This is a genomic window from Pseudomonas sp. ABFPK, from assembly GCF_001586765.1.
GTDB lineage: Bacteria > Pseudomonadota > Gammaproteobacteria > Pseudomonadales > Pseudomonadaceae > Aquipseudomonas > Aquipseudomonas asiatica.
This window is the reverse complement of the sequence record NZ_LQXW01000014.1, coordinates 21,263-35,449: the sequence shown is the minus strand read 5'-3', so window position 1 is coordinate 35,449 and position 14,187 is coordinate 21,263. Positions and strand designations below refer to the sequence as shown.

17 protein-coding genes are annotated in these 14,187 nt (G+C 61.4%); 11 read left to right on the top strand and 6 right to left on the bottom strand.

The genetic code is table 11. The features are described from left to right. Window position 1: 1 nt before the first annotated feature. Complete coding sequence (locus WM94_RS11650; protein ID WP_013973636.1) at window positions 2-1,234, bottom strand: 3-methyl-2-oxobutanoate dehydrogenase (2-methylpropanoyl-transferring) subunit alpha; 1,233 nt, start codon at window positions 1,232-1,234, stop codon at window positions 2-4. A 198-nt stretch (window positions 1,235-1,432) separates the two neighbouring features. Here WM94_RS11650 and bkdR point away from each other — a divergent pair, with 198 nt between their 5' ends. Then, entirely contained in the window at window positions 1,433-1,918 is a 486-nt protein-coding gene (gene bkdR / locus WM94_RS11645; protein ID WP_012273540.1) for a Bkd operon transcriptional regulator BkdR, read from the top strand. A gap of 272 nt (window positions 1,919-2,190) precedes the next feature. Then, window positions 2,191-3,531, top strand: coding sequence for an MFS transporter (locus WM94_RS11640; RefSeq protein WP_061551265.1), 1,341 nt, complete (start codon window positions 2,191-2,193; stop codon window positions 3,529-3,531). A gap of 56 nt (window positions 3,532-3,587) precedes the next feature. Here the strand turns inward: WM94_RS11640 and WM94_RS11635 are convergent, their stop codons facing one another. The 5 genes from WM94_RS11635 to flgA form a co-directional block, all read right to left on the bottom strand. After that, window positions 3,588-4,166 carry a hypothetical protein gene (locus WM94_RS11635; RefSeq protein ID WP_015271250.1) on the bottom strand — a complete coding sequence of 193 codons (579 nt, stop codon included), beginning with the start codon at window positions 4,164-4,166 and terminating at the stop codon, window positions 3,588-3,590. Between the two features lie 119 nt (window positions 4,167-4,285). Continuing rightward, entirely contained in the window at window positions 4,286-5,029 is a 744-nt protein-coding gene (locus WM94_RS11630; protein ID WP_003257255.1) for a flagellar brake protein, read from the bottom strand. A gap of 80 nt (window positions 5,030-5,109) precedes the next feature. Further along, window positions 5,110-5,577: a flagella synthesis protein FlgN gene (locus tag WM94_RS11625; protein ID WP_061551264.1), complete on the bottom strand. Its 468-nt coding sequence runs from the start codon at window positions 5,575-5,577 to the stop codon at window positions 5,110-5,112. Window positions 5,578-5,626: 49 nt separating this feature from the next. Beyond that, a complete protein-coding gene (flgM, locus tag WM94_RS11620; protein ID WP_025340104.1) occupies window positions 5,627-5,941 on the bottom strand; it encodes a flagellar biosynthesis anti-sigma factor FlgM in 315 nt (104 codons plus the stop codon). A 164-nt stretch (window positions 5,942-6,105) separates the two neighbouring features. Then, window positions 6,106-6,858: a flagellar basal body P-ring formation chaperone FlgA gene (flgA, locus tag WM94_RS11615; RefSeq protein WP_015271246.1), complete on the bottom strand. Its 753-nt coding sequence runs from the start codon at window positions 6,856-6,858 to the stop codon at window positions 6,106-6,108. A gap of 77 nt (window positions 6,859-6,935) precedes the next feature. On the opposite strand from flgA, the gene WM94_RS11610 reads away from it, so the two are divergent. The 9 genes from WM94_RS11610 to flgG all read left to right on the top strand — a co-directional run bounded on the left by WM94_RS11610 (window position 6,936) and on the right by flgG (window position 14,181). Next, complete coding sequence (locus WM94_RS11610) at window positions 6,936-7,865, top strand: chemotaxis protein CheV (RefSeq protein ID WP_061551263.1); 930 nt, start codon at window positions 6,936-6,938, stop codon at window positions 7,863-7,865. A 52-nt stretch (window positions 7,866-7,917) separates the two neighbouring features. Then, entirely contained in the window at window positions 7,918-8,745 is an 828-nt protein-coding gene (gene cheR / locus WM94_RS11605) for a protein-glutamate O-methyltransferase CheR (protein ID WP_015271244.1), read from the top strand. A gap of 368 nt (window positions 8,746-9,113) precedes the next feature. Further along, window positions 9,114-9,524, top strand: a complete 411-nt coding sequence (gene flgB, locus WM94_RS11600; protein ID WP_061551262.1) for a flagellar basal body rod protein FlgB — start codon at window positions 9,114-9,116, stop codon at window positions 9,522-9,524. A gap of 2 nt (window positions 9,525-9,526) precedes the next feature. Further along, window positions 9,527-9,970 (top strand): flagellar basal body rod protein FlgC, encoded by a 444-nt coding sequence (flgC, locus tag WM94_RS11595; protein WP_003257260.1) that lies wholly within the window; start codon window positions 9,527-9,529, stop codon window positions 9,968-9,970. Window positions 9,971-9,985: 15 nt separating this feature from the next. Then, window positions 9,986-10,690, top strand: coding sequence for a flagellar hook assembly protein FlgD (gene flgD / locus WM94_RS11590; RefSeq protein ID WP_003257261.1), 705 nt, complete (start codon window positions 9,986-9,988; stop codon window positions 10,688-10,690). Between the two features lie 31 nt (window positions 10,691-10,721). Further along, complete coding sequence (gene flgE / locus WM94_RS11585) at window positions 10,722-12,077, top strand: flagellar hook protein FlgE (protein ID WP_061551261.1); 1,356 nt, start codon at window positions 10,722-10,724, stop codon at window positions 12,075-12,077. 72 nt (window positions 12,078-12,149) lie between these two features. Continuing rightward, window positions 12,150-12,335: a hypothetical protein gene (locus WM94_RS11580; protein ID WP_039612679.1), complete on the top strand. Its 186-nt coding sequence runs from the start codon at window positions 12,150-12,152 to the stop codon at window positions 12,333-12,335. 272 nt (window positions 12,336-12,607) lie between these two features. Then, window positions 12,608-13,348, top strand: coding sequence for a flagellar basal body rod protein FlgF (locus WM94_RS11575; protein ID WP_015271240.1), 741 nt, complete (start codon window positions 12,608-12,610; stop codon window positions 13,346-13,348). Between the two features lie 47 nt (window positions 13,349-13,395). Further along, window positions 13,396-14,181: a flagellar basal-body rod protein FlgG gene (gene flgG / locus WM94_RS11570; RefSeq protein WP_061551260.1), complete on the top strand. Its 786-nt coding sequence runs from the start codon at window positions 13,396-13,398 to the stop codon at window positions 14,179-14,181. Window positions 14,182-14,187 lie beyond the last annotated feature (6 nt).

Genomic DNA, 14,187 nt, shown 5'->3' with positions numbered 1-14,187 from the left:
CTCAAACCCCCAGTTCCTGGCGTTGACGGCGCAGGTGGTCGGGCATTTCCTTGTACACGTCCTCGAACATCGAGGCAGCACTCGGGATGTGACCGTTGGCCAGCGTGCCGTACTGCTCGGCTTCCTTCTGCGCGGCGATCACCGCGGCTTCCAGCTCGGCAGTGGTGGCCTGGTGTTCTTCCTCGGACCAGTGGCCGATCTTGATCAGGTGCTGCTTCAGGCGGGCGATCGGGTCGCCAAGCGGGAAGTGGCTCCAGTCATCGGCCGGGCGGTACTTGGACGGGTCGTCCGAGGTCGAGTGCGGGCCTGCACGGTAGGTGACCCACTCGATCAGGCTCGGGCCCAGGCCACGGCGGGCGCGTTCGGCGGCCCAGCGCGAGGCTGCGTACACGGCGACGAAGTCGTTGCCATCGACCCGCAGCGAGGCAATGCCGCAACCCACGCCACGGCCGGCGAAGGTGGTCGACTCGCCACCGGCGATGGCCTGGAAGGTGGAGATCGCCCACTGGTTGTTGACCACGTTGAGGATCACCGGGGCGCGGTACACGTGGGCAAAGGTGAGGGCGGTGTGGAAGTCCGACTCGGCGGTTGCGCCGTCGCCGATCCACGCCGAGGCGATTTTGGTATCGCCCTTGATCGCCGAGGCCATGGCCCAGCCGACCGCCTGCACGAACTGGGTCGCCAGGTTGCCGCTGATGGTGAAGAAACCGGCCTCGCGCACCGAATACATGATCGGCAGTTGGCGGCCCTTGAGCGGGTCGCGCTCGTTGGACAGCAACTGGCAGATCATCTCGACCAGCGACACGTCGCGGGCCATCAGGATGCTTTGCTGGCGGTAGGTGGGGAAGCACATGTCGGTGCGGTTCAGCGCCAGGGCCTGGCCGCTGCCGATGGCTTCTTCACCCAGGCTCTGCATGTAGAAAGACATCTTCTTCTGGCGCTGGGCGACCACCATGCGGCTGTCGAAAATCCGCGTCTTGAGCATGGCGCGCATGCCCTGGCGGAGAACCTGCGGGTCGATGTCTTCGGCCCACGGGCCTTGTGCATCGCCTTGCTCGTCGAGCACGCGGATAAGGCTGTAGGACAGGTCGGCGGTGTCGGCAGCGTCGACATCGACTGGGGGTTTACGGGCTTGACCTGCATCGTTCAGGCGCAGGTAGGAGAAATCGGTCTGGCAGCCTGGCCGGCCGGTAGGCTCGGGCACATGCAAACGCAGGGGGGCGTACTCGTTCATGCTTTTTACGCTCGCTCGGGTATTTGTTTTTGTGAGCTCTGAAGCGGCCGCCGCTGAGTACCGGCTTGTGACTGGTAGGTCAGCGTCCCCTACATCTTAGTGGTCCGGCAGGAGAATTTTTCTCTCAAGTTGGTTGCCTTTGCCGAGCAGGGCAGATAAACATTCCGCATAAACACAAAAAACCGGTGATTTTGTCTCATGCGCAAACTCGATCGTACCGATATCGGCATTCTCAACAGCCTGCAGGAAAATGCCCGCATCACCAACGCCGAACTGGCCCGCTCGGTGAACCTGTCTCCCACGCCCTGCTTCAACCGGGTTCGGGCCATGGAGGAGCTGGGGGTGATCCGCCAGCAGGTGACCTTGCTGTCGCCCGAGGCGTTGGGGCTGGACGTGAACGTGTTCATCCATGTGAGCCTGGAAAAACAGGTCGAGCAGTCGTTGCACCGTTTCGAGGAAGAAATTGCCGAGCGGCCCGAAGTGATGGAGTGCTACCTGATGACGGGCGATCCGGACTACCTGTTGCGGGTACTGCTGCCCAGCATCCAGGCGCTGGAACGGTTTCTGGATTACCTGACGCGGTTGCCGGGGGTGGCCAATATCCGTTCCAGTTTTGCCTTGAAGCAGGTGCGTTACAAGACGGCCTTACCGCTGCCGGCCAATGGCATGACCTTGAGGGAATGAGGGCGGCTTTGACGGGGGAAGCCGGTTATCAGGCCAGCCGGATATTACTCAAATAGAAGTTGAGTATTTCTCCCGGTATTGCGCTTGCATTCAAAAACCGTGAGAGCGAAACGCTTGAGTGCAGTCCGGTGCACGTGCATGAACACGACATGACCGACACTGGACGCGCCCTTGATTCACGAATTGTCAGGCAGGGGACTGCGCCGCAGCAATTTTGCTTTTATGCTTGGCTGCAACCCATCGCCACCTGACCCGGGAGCCGCAAGGGACCTATGCGAAATATATGGAAGCCGTTTCAGTCGTTGTATTTCGCCGCGCTGATGATGTTGATCGGCTCGGGCCTGCTCAGTACCTACCTGGCCCTGCGCCTGGCAGCCGATCATGTCGACAGCCTGTGGGTGGGTGCCTTGATGGCGGCCAACTACTTTGGCCTGGCGGTAGGCGGCAAGGTCGGCCACCGGTTGATTGGCCGGGTAGGGCACATTCGCGCCTATGCCACTTGCGCTGGCATCGTCGGTGCGGCGGTGCTCGGCCATGGTTTGACCAGCTGGTTGCCGGCCTGGGTCGGGCTGCGGATGATCGTAGGCCTGGGGATGATGTGCCAGTACATGGTCATCGAGAGCTGGCTGAACGAGCAGGCCGATGTGAAGCACCGCGGCGCGGTGTTCAGCGGCTACATGATCGCCTCTTACCTGGGCCTGGTGCTCGGCCAGCTGATCCTGGTGGTGCACCCACAGCTTGGCCTGGAGCTGCTGATGCTGGTGGCCATGTGTTTCACCCTGTGCCTGGTGCCGGTGGCCATGACCCGGCGCATTCACCCCGCACCGTTGCGCCCGGCACCGATGGAGCCGAAGTTCTTCATCAAGCGGGTGCCGCAGTCGCTCAGCACGGTGCTGGGTTCGGGGCTTATCGTCGGCTCGTTCTATGGTCTGGCGCCTTTGTATGCCTCCAGTCAGGGCATGACTACCGAGCAGGTCGGTCTGTTCATGGGTAGCTGCATTTTTGCCGGCCTGCTGGTGCAGTGGCCGCTGGGCTGGTTGTCTGACCGCTACGATCGGGCGGTGCTGATCCGCAGCGTGGCCGTGGGGCTTGCGCTGGCCTCGGCGCCACTGGCGATGCTGCCCAGCGTTCCGCTGGAGTTGCTGTTCGCCATAGGCTTCGTGATTTCGTTGCTGCAGTTCTGCCTGTACCCGCTGGCGGTGGCGTTTTCCAACGACCATGTGGAAAGCGAGCGGCGGGTGTCGCTGACCGCGATGCTGCTGGTGACCTACGGTGTGGGCGCGTGTATCGGGCCGCTGGCGGCAGGCGTGCTGATGAAGGTGCTGGGCCCGCAGATGCTGTATGCCTTCTTCGTGTTCTTTGCCCTGGTGCTGGTGTGGCGCATTCGGCCGAAGGCGGTCACCGGGCTGCACCAGGTGCAGGATGCGCCTTTGGGCCACGTTGCGATGCCGGCTGCCGGTTCGCCACTGTCGGCGGCGCTGGACCCACGGGTGGATGAGCAGACGGTACAGGAGGTGATGCAGGCACCGGTGGCGGCGGAGGATACCGAAGACGAGCCCCGCCAGAATGAGGAGCAGGGCAAGCCCCAGGCCGAGATCAACTCTGCGGTCTGACGGCCTGTTGGCCTGCCCCTCGAAGGGTGCCGGTCATGTCCGGTGCCCCTGGCGAGTCAGGCTGGCTTTATGTTCTTCAGGTTGAAGACCAGTATCTCGCCCTCTTTGGTACTGGCATTGAGGAACCAGTAATGGCGCTTGACCTTGTCCCGGGTATAGGTGGACCTGGCCAGCGCCACCCGGTAACCGTTCAGGTCACGCAGGTAGAAGGGCACTTCTTCGGCTGTTTCCAGGCGGCCGTCCCAGGGGCTGAGCGTTTCGATCTTCCATTGCCCTTTGCCCTCTATGGCCTCATAGAAAGCCTCTGCGAGATTGGCGTTGCCGATGATCCGGCCAACGATATGCGTCGCATAAAAGCCTACCCAGCCATTGCGGTTGCGCTCCAGGCTCGAACCAAAATATTCCCAGGTCTCGGCGCCGTTGATCGCATAGTGCGTTCGCTCGCCCTGGTGCTTCAGGAAACGGAACGCGAAAGTGATGGGCTTGAAGCTCGGGCTGTCCCCGCGCTGGTGCTCTGTGCATAGCCAGCCATCCTGATCGAGGGAGAATAGGGGGTGAACGTACAGCGGGGTGTCGACCACTCCCACCTGGCCATGCTGGCAGTGGAGTTCGGCGGTGAAATTGGCTTGGATCATTGTGGGCTCCTCGGCGGTCGCTTGGGTACAAGTACACTAAGCAGCCGCGGAGCCATAGGTAACCTGGAAGCGCACCACGCCCAGGTGCTGTGCGCTACACCCGCACAGTGGGCCTGCACTCAATAATCGTCTTTGTCGAAGCGCCGTGCCTCACGCTGCAGCTGGTAGACAAAGCTCTCGACCTTGCGCTGCGCCTGCCCGGTAAGGTTATGGAAGCGCACGCCGGCAAAGGTGGTGTTGATCCGCTCTTCGTAATGCAGGTGGCGCAGCTCGACCATGGTGTCGACCAGGCCCAGCGGGTTCCCCGCCTTGAAACGCTCGTACACCTGGCCCAGTTGCAGGCGATCCTCGACATTGCCTTCGAAGCGCAGTTTGCAGCCGGTGGCGGAGATGTCCAGCAGCTTGCCACGCAGGGCGCCGTTGCCCTTGAGGTGGGTGCCATCGAGGATGATATCGACCAGCTGCGACAGTTTCAGCGCGGCGCGGAAGGCATTGCGGCGCTGGTGGTAGGTCATTTCCAGGGGCATGGCGCCGCGGTAGCAGCGGTGACCGTCGACTTCGCTGATCTTCAACTCGTGGTTGCAGTCCCAGGCGATGCGCACACCATCGTGGAAGCCTTCGACGCGGAAGTGTTCGCCGTTCTCGATGAACTTCTCACCGTCGCGCGGGATCATTTCGTCCAGCGCCAGGGTATTGCTTTCACGGTCCACGTGCACCACGTAGCTCTGGAAGCGCTGGCTGCGGTCGTGGAAGGTGATGATCAGGGGGTCGTGGCTTTCCTGCAGCTGCCGCAAGTTGGCCGCAATCTCCAAAGGGGTGTTCAGCACCTTTGGCGGCTGCGGGGCATCGGATTCATTGAACACGGCTTATCGTTCTCCAGGCAAAAGCGACACACGCAATTAACGGCATTTTGCCAGTATGTTCCGTGCCTTGATAGAAAAAATCACACTTGGCTGAGCGCCCGTGGCTTGGCCAGCGGCGAGGTGCTGCCGCGGCTGTCGTAGAGCGACGGAGAATCGCCGCCCATGAGGATCCGGATCTGGTTGTTGGTGACGTGTTGCTGCACCTGGATGATCCGGCCATTGGTCTCGTTGAGCTGCTGGCAGGCTTGCATCAACTGGCTGATCACATCGAGTTGCTGCAGCAGCAGTTCACCGTTCGGCGATTGTGCCGCCACGGCCTCCACTCCGGCGCGATCAGGGCTCAGGCCAAGGCTGGAAAGCAGGTTGTTGCGCCGCAGACCTTGCTGCTCCAGCAGCACGATCAAAGACTGCTTGCGGGCCAGGATATTCTCCAGTGGCGCCATGTCGCGGCCATGCAGGGCGACCGCTTCCTTTTGCAGAAGGTCCAGCAGTTCCTGCATCGGGGCAATGTCATCTTCGATCAGTTGCAGCAAGGTGGTGTCGTGCATGGCTAACTCTTGGCTTTTCTAGCGTCCGTGAAGTCAGCGCGCCGAACGGTCAGCGCTGGGCTTCGAAATCGAGCAGTTTGCTGGCGACCCGGCCGGCATCGACCTGGTAGCTGCCGTCGGCGATCGCCTGTTTCAACTGGGCCACACGGGCACTGTTGACCACCGGCTCGTCGCGCAGCTTGTCGCTGATCTTCTGCAACTGCTGGGCCTCTTGGCTGAGGTGTACCGCTTCTCCGCTGGCGCTGGTGGCGGTTGCCGCTTCCTGGCTGGCTGCCGGTTTTTCGGCGCTGCCGTTCGCGGTGTTGCCGCGCACGCCGCCCGTGACGGACGGAGAGTTATTCAAACGACTGAAGTCGATGACCATGATCAGAAACCTCTGGGTATTTGGACGCTTGCCTTGTTTTCGGCCAACCCGAAAGAAACTTTAGGCACAAATGCATAGCCGCCTGTCAGCAAGCTCGCGAACCCGTTTTCTGACACAGTTTAGGAAAAGCGGTTCCTCACCGCCAGCGCAAATCAGTGGGCTGGCTACATACTTACCTCGACCTGCCCAGGGCCGGTCACCCTGGCCTTGATCACCCGTTTGGAATTGAGGTTGCGCACCCGGATCTGTTCGCTCAGGCCACCCTTGCTCAGGGCTTCCCCGGGCATGCGTACACTCAGGCTGCCACTGCGGGCGATGATCACCACGTGGTCACCCTTGCGCACCACCTCGGCCTGTTCCAGGTGTTGCGGGGTGAGTACCTGGTCGATCACCGTGGGGCGCAGCATCTTCATGCCTACCGCCTGTTCCAGTTCGGTCAGGAAGCCTTGGCCCAGGGTGCCGACATCCCGCTCGCGCAGGGCCACATCGCCTTCGCCCACCACGTTGTCGCGCTTGAGCGGCCGGGTCACCACCACCACGTCGCGGAACAGCCGCACGGTGGCCGGCACGAACACGGTCCAGGGCGCTGAGCCTTCGCAGCGTACCTTCACCGTGACGCGGCCCAGCGGCTGAGCCGGGCTTTCCAGCGAGGCGTCCAGCTGCTGGCTGCACAGCGGCATGCGCAGGCGCGGGTCCAGCGGGTTGACCTGGATCTCGTAACGGCCGGCGGTCTGGGTGGTGGCCAGATAATCTTCGACGCTGAATTCAAGAAACCCTTGAGTGACACCGATAAGCTGTTCAGGCAAGGTAAACGCGTCCGCTACCGTGCGAACGCCGGGCACCAGAAGGCACAGCATGGCCAGCGAGCCAGTCAGCAGGCGCGTCAATCGTCGGAAAAATGTCGTTTTCGTGTACATGGCGCTCAAAAAAGCAAAGCCCGTGCCGACTCGCTAACTGAGTTGCAACGAAAGGCTGAAACATAAAGGAGTCTGGCATGGCAGGTGTTATGGATTCGGTCAACCAGCGCACGCAGCTGGTGGGGCAGAATCGCCTGGAATTGCTGCTGTTCCGCCTCAATGGCGAGCAGCTTTACGGCATCAACGTATTCAAGGTCAGGGAAGTGCTGCAATGCCCTGCGCTGACCCTGCTGCCCAAGGCGCACCCGGTGGTGCGCGGTGTTGCCAATATTCGCGGGGCGACCATCCCGATCCTCGACCTGTCGATGGCCACCGGGTTGCGGCCGCTGCAGGAAGACACGCGCAACAGTTTCGTGATCATCACCGAGTACAACACCAAGACCCAAGGCTTCCTGGTGCATTCGGTGGAGCGCATCGTCAACATGAACTGGGAAGAGATCCATCCGCCACCCAAGGGCACCGGCCGCGACCACTACCTGACCGCGGTCACCCGGGTGGACAACCGCATGGTCGAGATCATCGATGTGGAGAAGGTGCTGGCCGAAGTGGCGTCGTCGTCCGAGTCGGTGTCGGCCGGGGTGATCGATGCCGAGGTGCAGGACAAGGCCGTGCTGCTGCGGGTGCTCACCGTCGACGATTCGTCGGTGGCGCGCAAGCAGGTCAGCCGCTGCCTGCAGACGGTGGGGGTCGAGGTGGTGGCGCTCAATGACGGCCGTCAGGCCCTGAACTACCTGCGCCAGCTGGTGGATGAGGGCAAGAAGCCGGAAGAAGAGTTCCTGATGATGATCTCGGACATTGAAATGCCGGAAATGGACGGCTATACGCTAACGGCGGAGATCCGCAGCGATCCGCGCATGCAAAAATTGCACATCTGCCTGCATACTTCGCTTTCCGGGGTGTTCAACCAGGCGATGGTCAAGAAGGTCGGTGCCGATGACTTCCTGGCCAAGTTCAAGCCGGACGACCTGGCCCAGCGGGTGGTCGACCGGATCAAGGCAACGCATTGAAGCAGCCGGGGGCAGGCCCCCCGGCACCAGTGATTTAAAAGAGGCGGCAGTAGTGTCTACGGGTAATTTGGATTTCGAACAGTTCCGGGTCTTCCTGGAGAAAGCCTGTGGCATCCTGCTGGGCGAGAATAAGCAGTACCTGGTCTCCAGCCGTCTCAACAAGCTGATGGAGCAACAGGGCATCAAGAGCCTGGGCGAGCTGGTGCAGCGCATCCAGGCCCAGCCGCGCGGCGGTTTGCGCGAGCAGGTGGTCGATGCCATGACCACCAACGAGACCCTGTGGTTTCGCGATACCTACCCGTTCGAGGTGCTGAAGAACAAGGTCATCCCCGAGTTCATCCGCAACAACCCCGGCCAGCGCCTGCGCATGTGGTCGGCGGCCTGTTCGTCGGGGCAGGAACCGTATTCCATCTCGATGGCCATCGACGAGTTCGAGCGTAGCAACCTCGGCCAGTTGAAGATGGGCGCGCAGATCGTTGCCACTGACTTGTCCGGCACCATGCTGACCAACTGCAAGACCGGCGAGTACGACAGCCTGGCGATTGCCCGTGGCTTGTCCCAGGAGCGCCTGCAGCGCTACTTCGACACCAAGGGGCCGGGGCGCTGGGCGGTCAAGCCGGCGATTCGCAGCCGCGTCGAGTTCCGCTCGTTCAACCTGCTCGACAGCTATGCCAGCCTGGGCAAGTTCGATGTGGTGTTCTGCCGTAACGTGCTGATCTATTTTTCGGCGCAGGTGAAGAAGGACATTCTGTTGCGTATCCACAGTACCTTGAAGCCGGGTGGGTATCTGTTCCTCGGGGCTTCCGAGGCGCTGAACGGGCTGCCGGACCATTACCAGATGGTGCAGTGCAGCCCGGGGATCATTTACCAGGCGAAGTAACCAAGAGGGCCGGCAGCGAAAGTTGCCGGCCTTTTTGTTTGCCTGTGCCGGCCTCTTCGCGGGTAAACCCGCTCCCACAGGTACCGCGCCGACCTTGAAAGCTGTGCAGAACCCGGTGGGAGCGGGTTTACCCGCGAAGAGGCCGGCGCAGGAGAAATGCTGACGTCAATTTTTTGTTTTGCCGCTTTTGCCGCCCGGCAATTGCCGCTTTCGCGCCCGAAGGCGGAAGGCCTTTGCCGCTTTTCTGGCATCACTCTGACAGCACCTTGCCCTGCAAGCCCGTATTTCCGGGCTTTCTGTTGGTTGGCACAGCCCTTGCTATACCTTGCCCAACGATATTCCGGTCAACCTCCGAAGGTTTCCCCGACATGAGCATCAGCTTCGACAAGGCGCTTGGTATTCACGAAAAGGCCCTGGGCTTCCGCGCCCAGCGCGCCGAAGTGCTGGCCAACAACATCGCCAACGCCGACACGCCCAACTACAAGGCGCGCGACATGGACTTCGCCTCGGTGCTCGCTGCCGAAAGCGACAGGCAGCAGAGTGGCGGCCGTTTCAGTCTCGACCGTACCAACAGCCGCCATATCGAGGCCGAGGGCCTGGCCATGGCCGACGATACCCTCAAGTACCGCACGCCAACGCAGCCGTCGATCGACCAGAACACCGTGGACGCGCAGATCGAGCAATCGAACTACACCGAAAACGCCGTCGGCTTCCAGGCCAGCTTCACCTTGCTCAACAGTAAATTCAAAGGGCTGGTTTCGGCCCTGCGGGGAGAATGATCATGTCCCTTTCCAGTGTCTTCAACATTGCCGGTAGCGGCATGAGTGCGCAGAACACGCGCCTGAACACCGTTGCTTCCAACATCGCCAACGCCGAGACCGTGTCTTCGAGCATCGATCAGACCTATCGCGCCCGCCACCCGGTGTTCGCCACCACCTTCCAGGACGCACAGGCCGGCGGCAGCCAGTCGCTGTTCGAAGATCAGGGCGAAGCAGGGCAGGGCGTGCAGGTAAAAGGCATCGTCGAGGACCAGAGCAATCTGGAGGCCCGTTACGAGCCCAACCACCCGGCGGCGAACAAGGACGGCTACGTCTACTACCCGAACGTCAACGTGGTTGAAGAGATGGCTGACATGATCTCCGCCAGCCGCGCGTTCCAGACCAACGCCGAGCTGATGAATACGGCCAAGGCCATGATGCAGAAGGTCCTGACCCTCGGTCAGTGATAAGGAAACCAGAGCATGGCAATCGATACCAACGGTGTGAACCTCAACGACGTGCTCGCGGCGTCGGGTGTAGGCACCAGCACCAAGAAGACCACGGACACCGCATCCAAGACCGGCAACGACTCGCTCGGCAAGGACGCGTTCCTGCAATTGCTGGTCACCCAGATGCAGCACCAGAACCCGCTGGACCCACAGGACAACGGTGAGTTCGTTGCCCAGTTGGCGCAGTTCAGCAGCCTGGAAGGCATTACCTCGCTGAACGAATCGGTCAACTCCATCACCAGCGCCATGGCCTCGTCCCAGGCCCTGCAGGCGTCCTCGCTGGTCGGGCGTTCGGTGGTAGTGCAGAACGACAAGGCCGTGGTCGACACCGCAGAAAGCTTCAATGCGCAGTTCGTCGTGCCGCAAGCCATCGGCGAAGCAAAGATCACCATCAAGGACAAGGACGGCAATACCGTCAAGACCATCGAGCTGGGCGAGCAGAAAGCCGGTTACGCCGATTTCATCTGGGACGGTACCAACAGCAGTGGCGAGAAAGTCGACCCTGGTACTTACACCTTCACTGCTACCACCACGGTGGATGGCAAGTCGGTGCAGATGAACACGCTGTTGCCAGCCAAGGTGACCAGCGTCAGTTTCAGTGCCGCCGGCGAAATGGTGCTCAACCTCGCCGGTGTTGGCAAAGTGTCCCTCTCCGACGTGCAAACCATCGGTATCTAAGGCCCGCTAGAGCGGCAAAAGGAGCGAATTCATGTCTTTCAATATCGGCCTTAGCGGTCTGTACGCAGCAAACAAGCAACTGGATGTCACCGGCAACAACATCGCCAACGTCAACACCAATGGCTTCAAGTCGTCGCGTGCCGAGTTCGCCGATGTCTATGCAGGTTCCAACCGCCTGGGTGTTGGCAAGAACCAGGTGGGTAACGGCGTGCGCCTGGCAGCGGTTTCCCAGCAGTTCACCCAGGGGGACGTCAACACCACCGGCAACGTGCTGGATATGGGGATCCAGGGGCAGGGCTTCTTCGTGCTGTCCGATAACGGCTCGCGCGTGTACACCCGTGCGGGTGCTTTCCAGGCCAGCAAGGACAACTTCGTGGTTACCTCGGACGGCCTGCGCCTGCAGGGCTACGCCGCCGACTCGACTGGCAAGATCCAGAAGGGCGTGCTGACCGATCTGCAGATCGATACATCGGCGCTGCAGCCAAAGGCAACATCGCTGATCGACCAGGGCATCAACCTGAATTCCTCGGCCGCCGACATCCCGCTGGAAGTGGACGATGGCACTGGCGTGATGGTGCCGAACCTGCCGTTCGATCCTTCCGATCAGACGACTTACACCAAGTCTTTCCCGACCAAGGTGTACGACAGCCAGGGTAACGAGCACACCATGGAGCAGTTCTATCGCAAGACTGGCACCAATGAGTGGACCATGTACACCCTGGTCGATGGGCGCAACCCGTTTTCCCCATCCTCCACTGTGCCGCTGACTGGCACCATCAGCTTCAACAGCGATGGCTCGGTCAAGAGCATGACTGCGGACAATACCGGCCACCCGGCGGGCTCGTCGTTCACCGTAACCAACAGCACCTTCACCATGACCGGCTGGGTGCCGGCGGTGGAAGATTCTGCGGGTAACTGGATCTCCAATGGCGCGGTGGGCAATGCCGATGGTATGCGCCTGGCGATGAACAGCACTACCTCCTACAACACCGAGACCGCGCGGATGTCGCAGTCCCAGGACGGCTACGCGACCGGTATCCTGTCGAGCCTGAGCATCGACTCGACGGGTGTGCTGTTCGCCAGCTTCAGCAACCAGCAATCCCGCGCCATCGGCCAGGTGGCCCTGGCCAGCTTCGCCAACGAGCAGGGCCTGCAGCAGATTGGTGGTACCCGCTGGACCGAAACCTACACCTCCGGCATCCCGGGCATCGATGCGCCGAAGACAGGTACCCTGGGCAGCGTCGAGTCCAACGCGCTGGAAGGCTCGAACGTGAACCTGACGCAGGAGCTGGTAGAGCTGATCAAGGCGCAGAGCAACTACCAGGCGAACGCCAAGACTATCTCCACTGAAAGCACCATCATGCAGACCGTCATCCAGATGGCTTGATGCTTGCTGGCTGAGTGCATGTGGGCGAACCCCTTTGTCATGAAGGGGTTCGTCGTCTTTGCCGGAGGGGTCATGAAAAGGCTGGTTGTCACGTTGGTCGCTGCGTTCTGCCTGTACCAGGCCCAGGCCGGTACCGCGCCCTGGTGGCGCTGGGAAAGCCAGGTGGATGGGCGCCTGGTCTGCTCGCAATGGCCGCCGGGGGATGGCTGGAAGAAATTCGCCGGGCCCTACAGCAATGGTGGTTGCCGCGAGCCTTGAATAAACCTGTACTGGCCTTTTCGCGGGTAAAACCGCTCCACAGGTGCCGCGCTGTACTTGTGGGAGCGGGTTCACCCGCGAAGAGGCCGGTACAGGTTTGCCGCCATCGGCAACCAAGCGCCGGATAACCGGCGTCCAACACACCGACTGGCCCTCGAAAGCCCGTATCCACGGGCTTTTTCATGATTTCGCAAAGTTGGTTCGGAACTTGCTTTCTAGCTCGCATAGCAACGGCGAGCGGCAAACGACCGCCAGTGCAATGGAGAATGACTGTGGACAAGATGCTTTACGTGGCCATGACCGGCGCGAGCCAGAATGCGCTGGCCCAGAAGGCGCACGCCAACAACCTGGCGAACATTTCCACCAACGGTTTCCAGCGAGATCTGGAGCAGGCCCGCTCGATGCCGGTGTTCGGTGACAGCTTTCCGTCGCGCGCCTTTGCCATGACCGAGCGCCCGGCCACCGACTTCAGCGAAGGTCCGATGGTTGAAACCGGCCGCGATCTGGATGTGACGGTGACCGGCAAGGGCTTTATCGCCGTGCAGGCACCCGATGGCAGTGAAGCCTACGTACGCACCGGTAGCCTGAACATCGATGCCCTCGGTGTGCTGCGTGCCGGCAACGGCATGCCGGTGATCGGCAACGGCGGCCCGATTGCGATTCCGCCAGAGCAGAAGGTCGAAGTCGGCGCCGACGGCACCATCAGCATCCGCTCCATGGGGGAAGACCCGCGCGTGATGGCCGAAGTCGACCGCATCAAGCTGGTCAACCCCGATACCAAAGGCCTGACCAAGGGCCTGGATGGCCTGATCCATACCCGCGACGGCCAGCCGGCAGACGCCGACGTCAACGTGCGGGTGGTGTCGGGCTTCCTGGAAGGCAGCAATGTCAACGCCGTGGAAGAAATGACCTCGGTGCTGGCGCTGTCCCGTCAATTCGAACTGCACGTGAAGATGATGAACGCGGCCAAGGAAGGCGACGAAGCCATGGCGCGTGTTTTGCAAATCGGCTAATCACTTTTGAACGAGTGCCGTAAAACAGGCGCACGAGGAGAACTTACATGCTTCCGGCTCTTTGGGTCGCTAAAACCGGCCTGTCCGCCCAGGACACCAACCTGACGGTCATATCCAACAACCTGGCCAACGTCTCGACCACCGGCTTCAAGCGTGATCGCGCCGAGTTCCAGGACTTGCTGTACCAGATCAAACGCCAGCCGGGCGCGCAGTCCACCCAGGACAGCGAGCTGCCTTCCGGCCTGCAGGTCGGTACTGGTGTGCGCATTGTCGGCACCCAGAAGAACTTCCAGACCGGCAGCCTGCAAACCACGGAAAACCCGCTGGACATGGCGGTCAACGGCCGCGGTTTCTTCCAGGTATTGCAGCCGGACGGCACCGTTTCGTATACCCGTGACGGTACCTTCCACCTGAACTCCGACGGCCAGATCGTCACCGCCAACGGTTTCGCCCTGGAACCTGCCATCGTCGTGCCGAACGACGCGCAGACCTTCACCGTCGGCCAGGACGGCACCGTGTCGATCACCACCGCCGGCAACCCGGCTGCGCAGGTGATCGGCAACATCCAGACCGCCGACTTCATCAACCCGGCCGGCCTGCAGGCGATTGGCGACAACCTGTTCCTCGAAACCGCCGCCAGTGGCGCGCCACAAGTCGGCACCCCGGGCCTGAACGGTTTCGGCACCACCCTGCAGCAGACCCTGGAAAACTCCAACGTCAGCACCGTGGAAGAGCTGGTGAACATGATCACCACCCAGCGTGCCTACGAGATGAACTCCAAGGTCATTTCCAATGCTGACCAGATGCTGTCGTTCGTTACTCAACAGCTCTGAAGCAGG

What these genes read in the sequence shown, in the direction of transcription:
- flgG (WP_061551260.1), top strand. Translation starts at nt 13,396, where the DNA reads ATGCTTCCGGCTCTTTGGGTCGCTAAAACCGGCCTGTCCGCCCAGGAC.
- flgB (WP_061551262.1), top strand. Translation starts at nt 9,114, where the DNA reads ATGAGCATCAGCTTCGACAAGGCGCTTGGTATTCACGAAAAGGCCCTG.
- WM94_RS11650 (WP_013973636.1), bottom strand. Translation starts at nt 1,234, where the DNA reads ATGAACGAGTACGCCCCCCTGCGTTTGCATGTGCCCGAGCCTACCGGC.
- WM94_RS11635 (WP_015271250.1), bottom strand. Translation starts at nt 4,166, where the DNA reads ATGATCCAAGCCAATTTCACCGCCGAACTCCACTGCCAGCATGGCCAG.
- WM94_RS11610 (WP_061551263.1), top strand. Translation starts at nt 6,936, where the DNA reads ATGGCAGGTGTTATGGATTCGGTCAACCAGCGCACGCAGCTGGTGGGG.
- flgC (WP_003257260.1), top strand. Translation starts at nt 9,527, where the DNA reads ATGTCCCTTTCCAGTGTCTTCAACATTGCCGGTAGCGGCATGAGTGCG.
- WM94_RS11580 (WP_039612679.1), top strand. Translation starts at nt 12,150, where the DNA reads ATGAAAAGGCTGGTTGTCACGTTGGTCGCTGCGTTCTGCCTGTACCAG.
- WM94_RS11640 (WP_061551265.1), top strand. Translation starts at nt 2,191, where the DNA reads ATGCGAAATATATGGAAGCCGTTTCAGTCGTTGTATTTCGCCGCGCTG.
- bkdR (WP_012273540.1), top strand. Translation starts at nt 1,433, where the DNA reads ATGCGCAAACTCGATCGTACCGATATCGGCATTCTCAACAGCCTGCAG.
- flgD (WP_003257261.1), top strand. Translation starts at nt 9,986, where the DNA reads ATGGCAATCGATACCAACGGTGTGAACCTCAACGACGTGCTCGCGGCG.
- flgA (WP_015271246.1), bottom strand. Translation starts at nt 6,858, where the DNA reads ATGTACACGAAAACGACATTTTTCCGACGATTGACGCGCCTGCTGACT.
- WM94_RS11625 (WP_061551264.1), bottom strand. Translation starts at nt 5,577, where the DNA reads ATGCACGACACCACCTTGCTGCAACTGATCGAAGATGACATTGCCCCG.
- flgM (WP_025340104.1), bottom strand. Translation starts at nt 5,941, where the DNA reads ATGGTCATCGACTTCAGTCGTTTGAATAACTCTCCGTCCGTCACGGGC.
- flgE (WP_061551261.1), top strand. Translation starts at nt 10,722, where the DNA reads ATGTCTTTCAATATCGGCCTTAGCGGTCTGTACGCAGCAAACAAGCAA.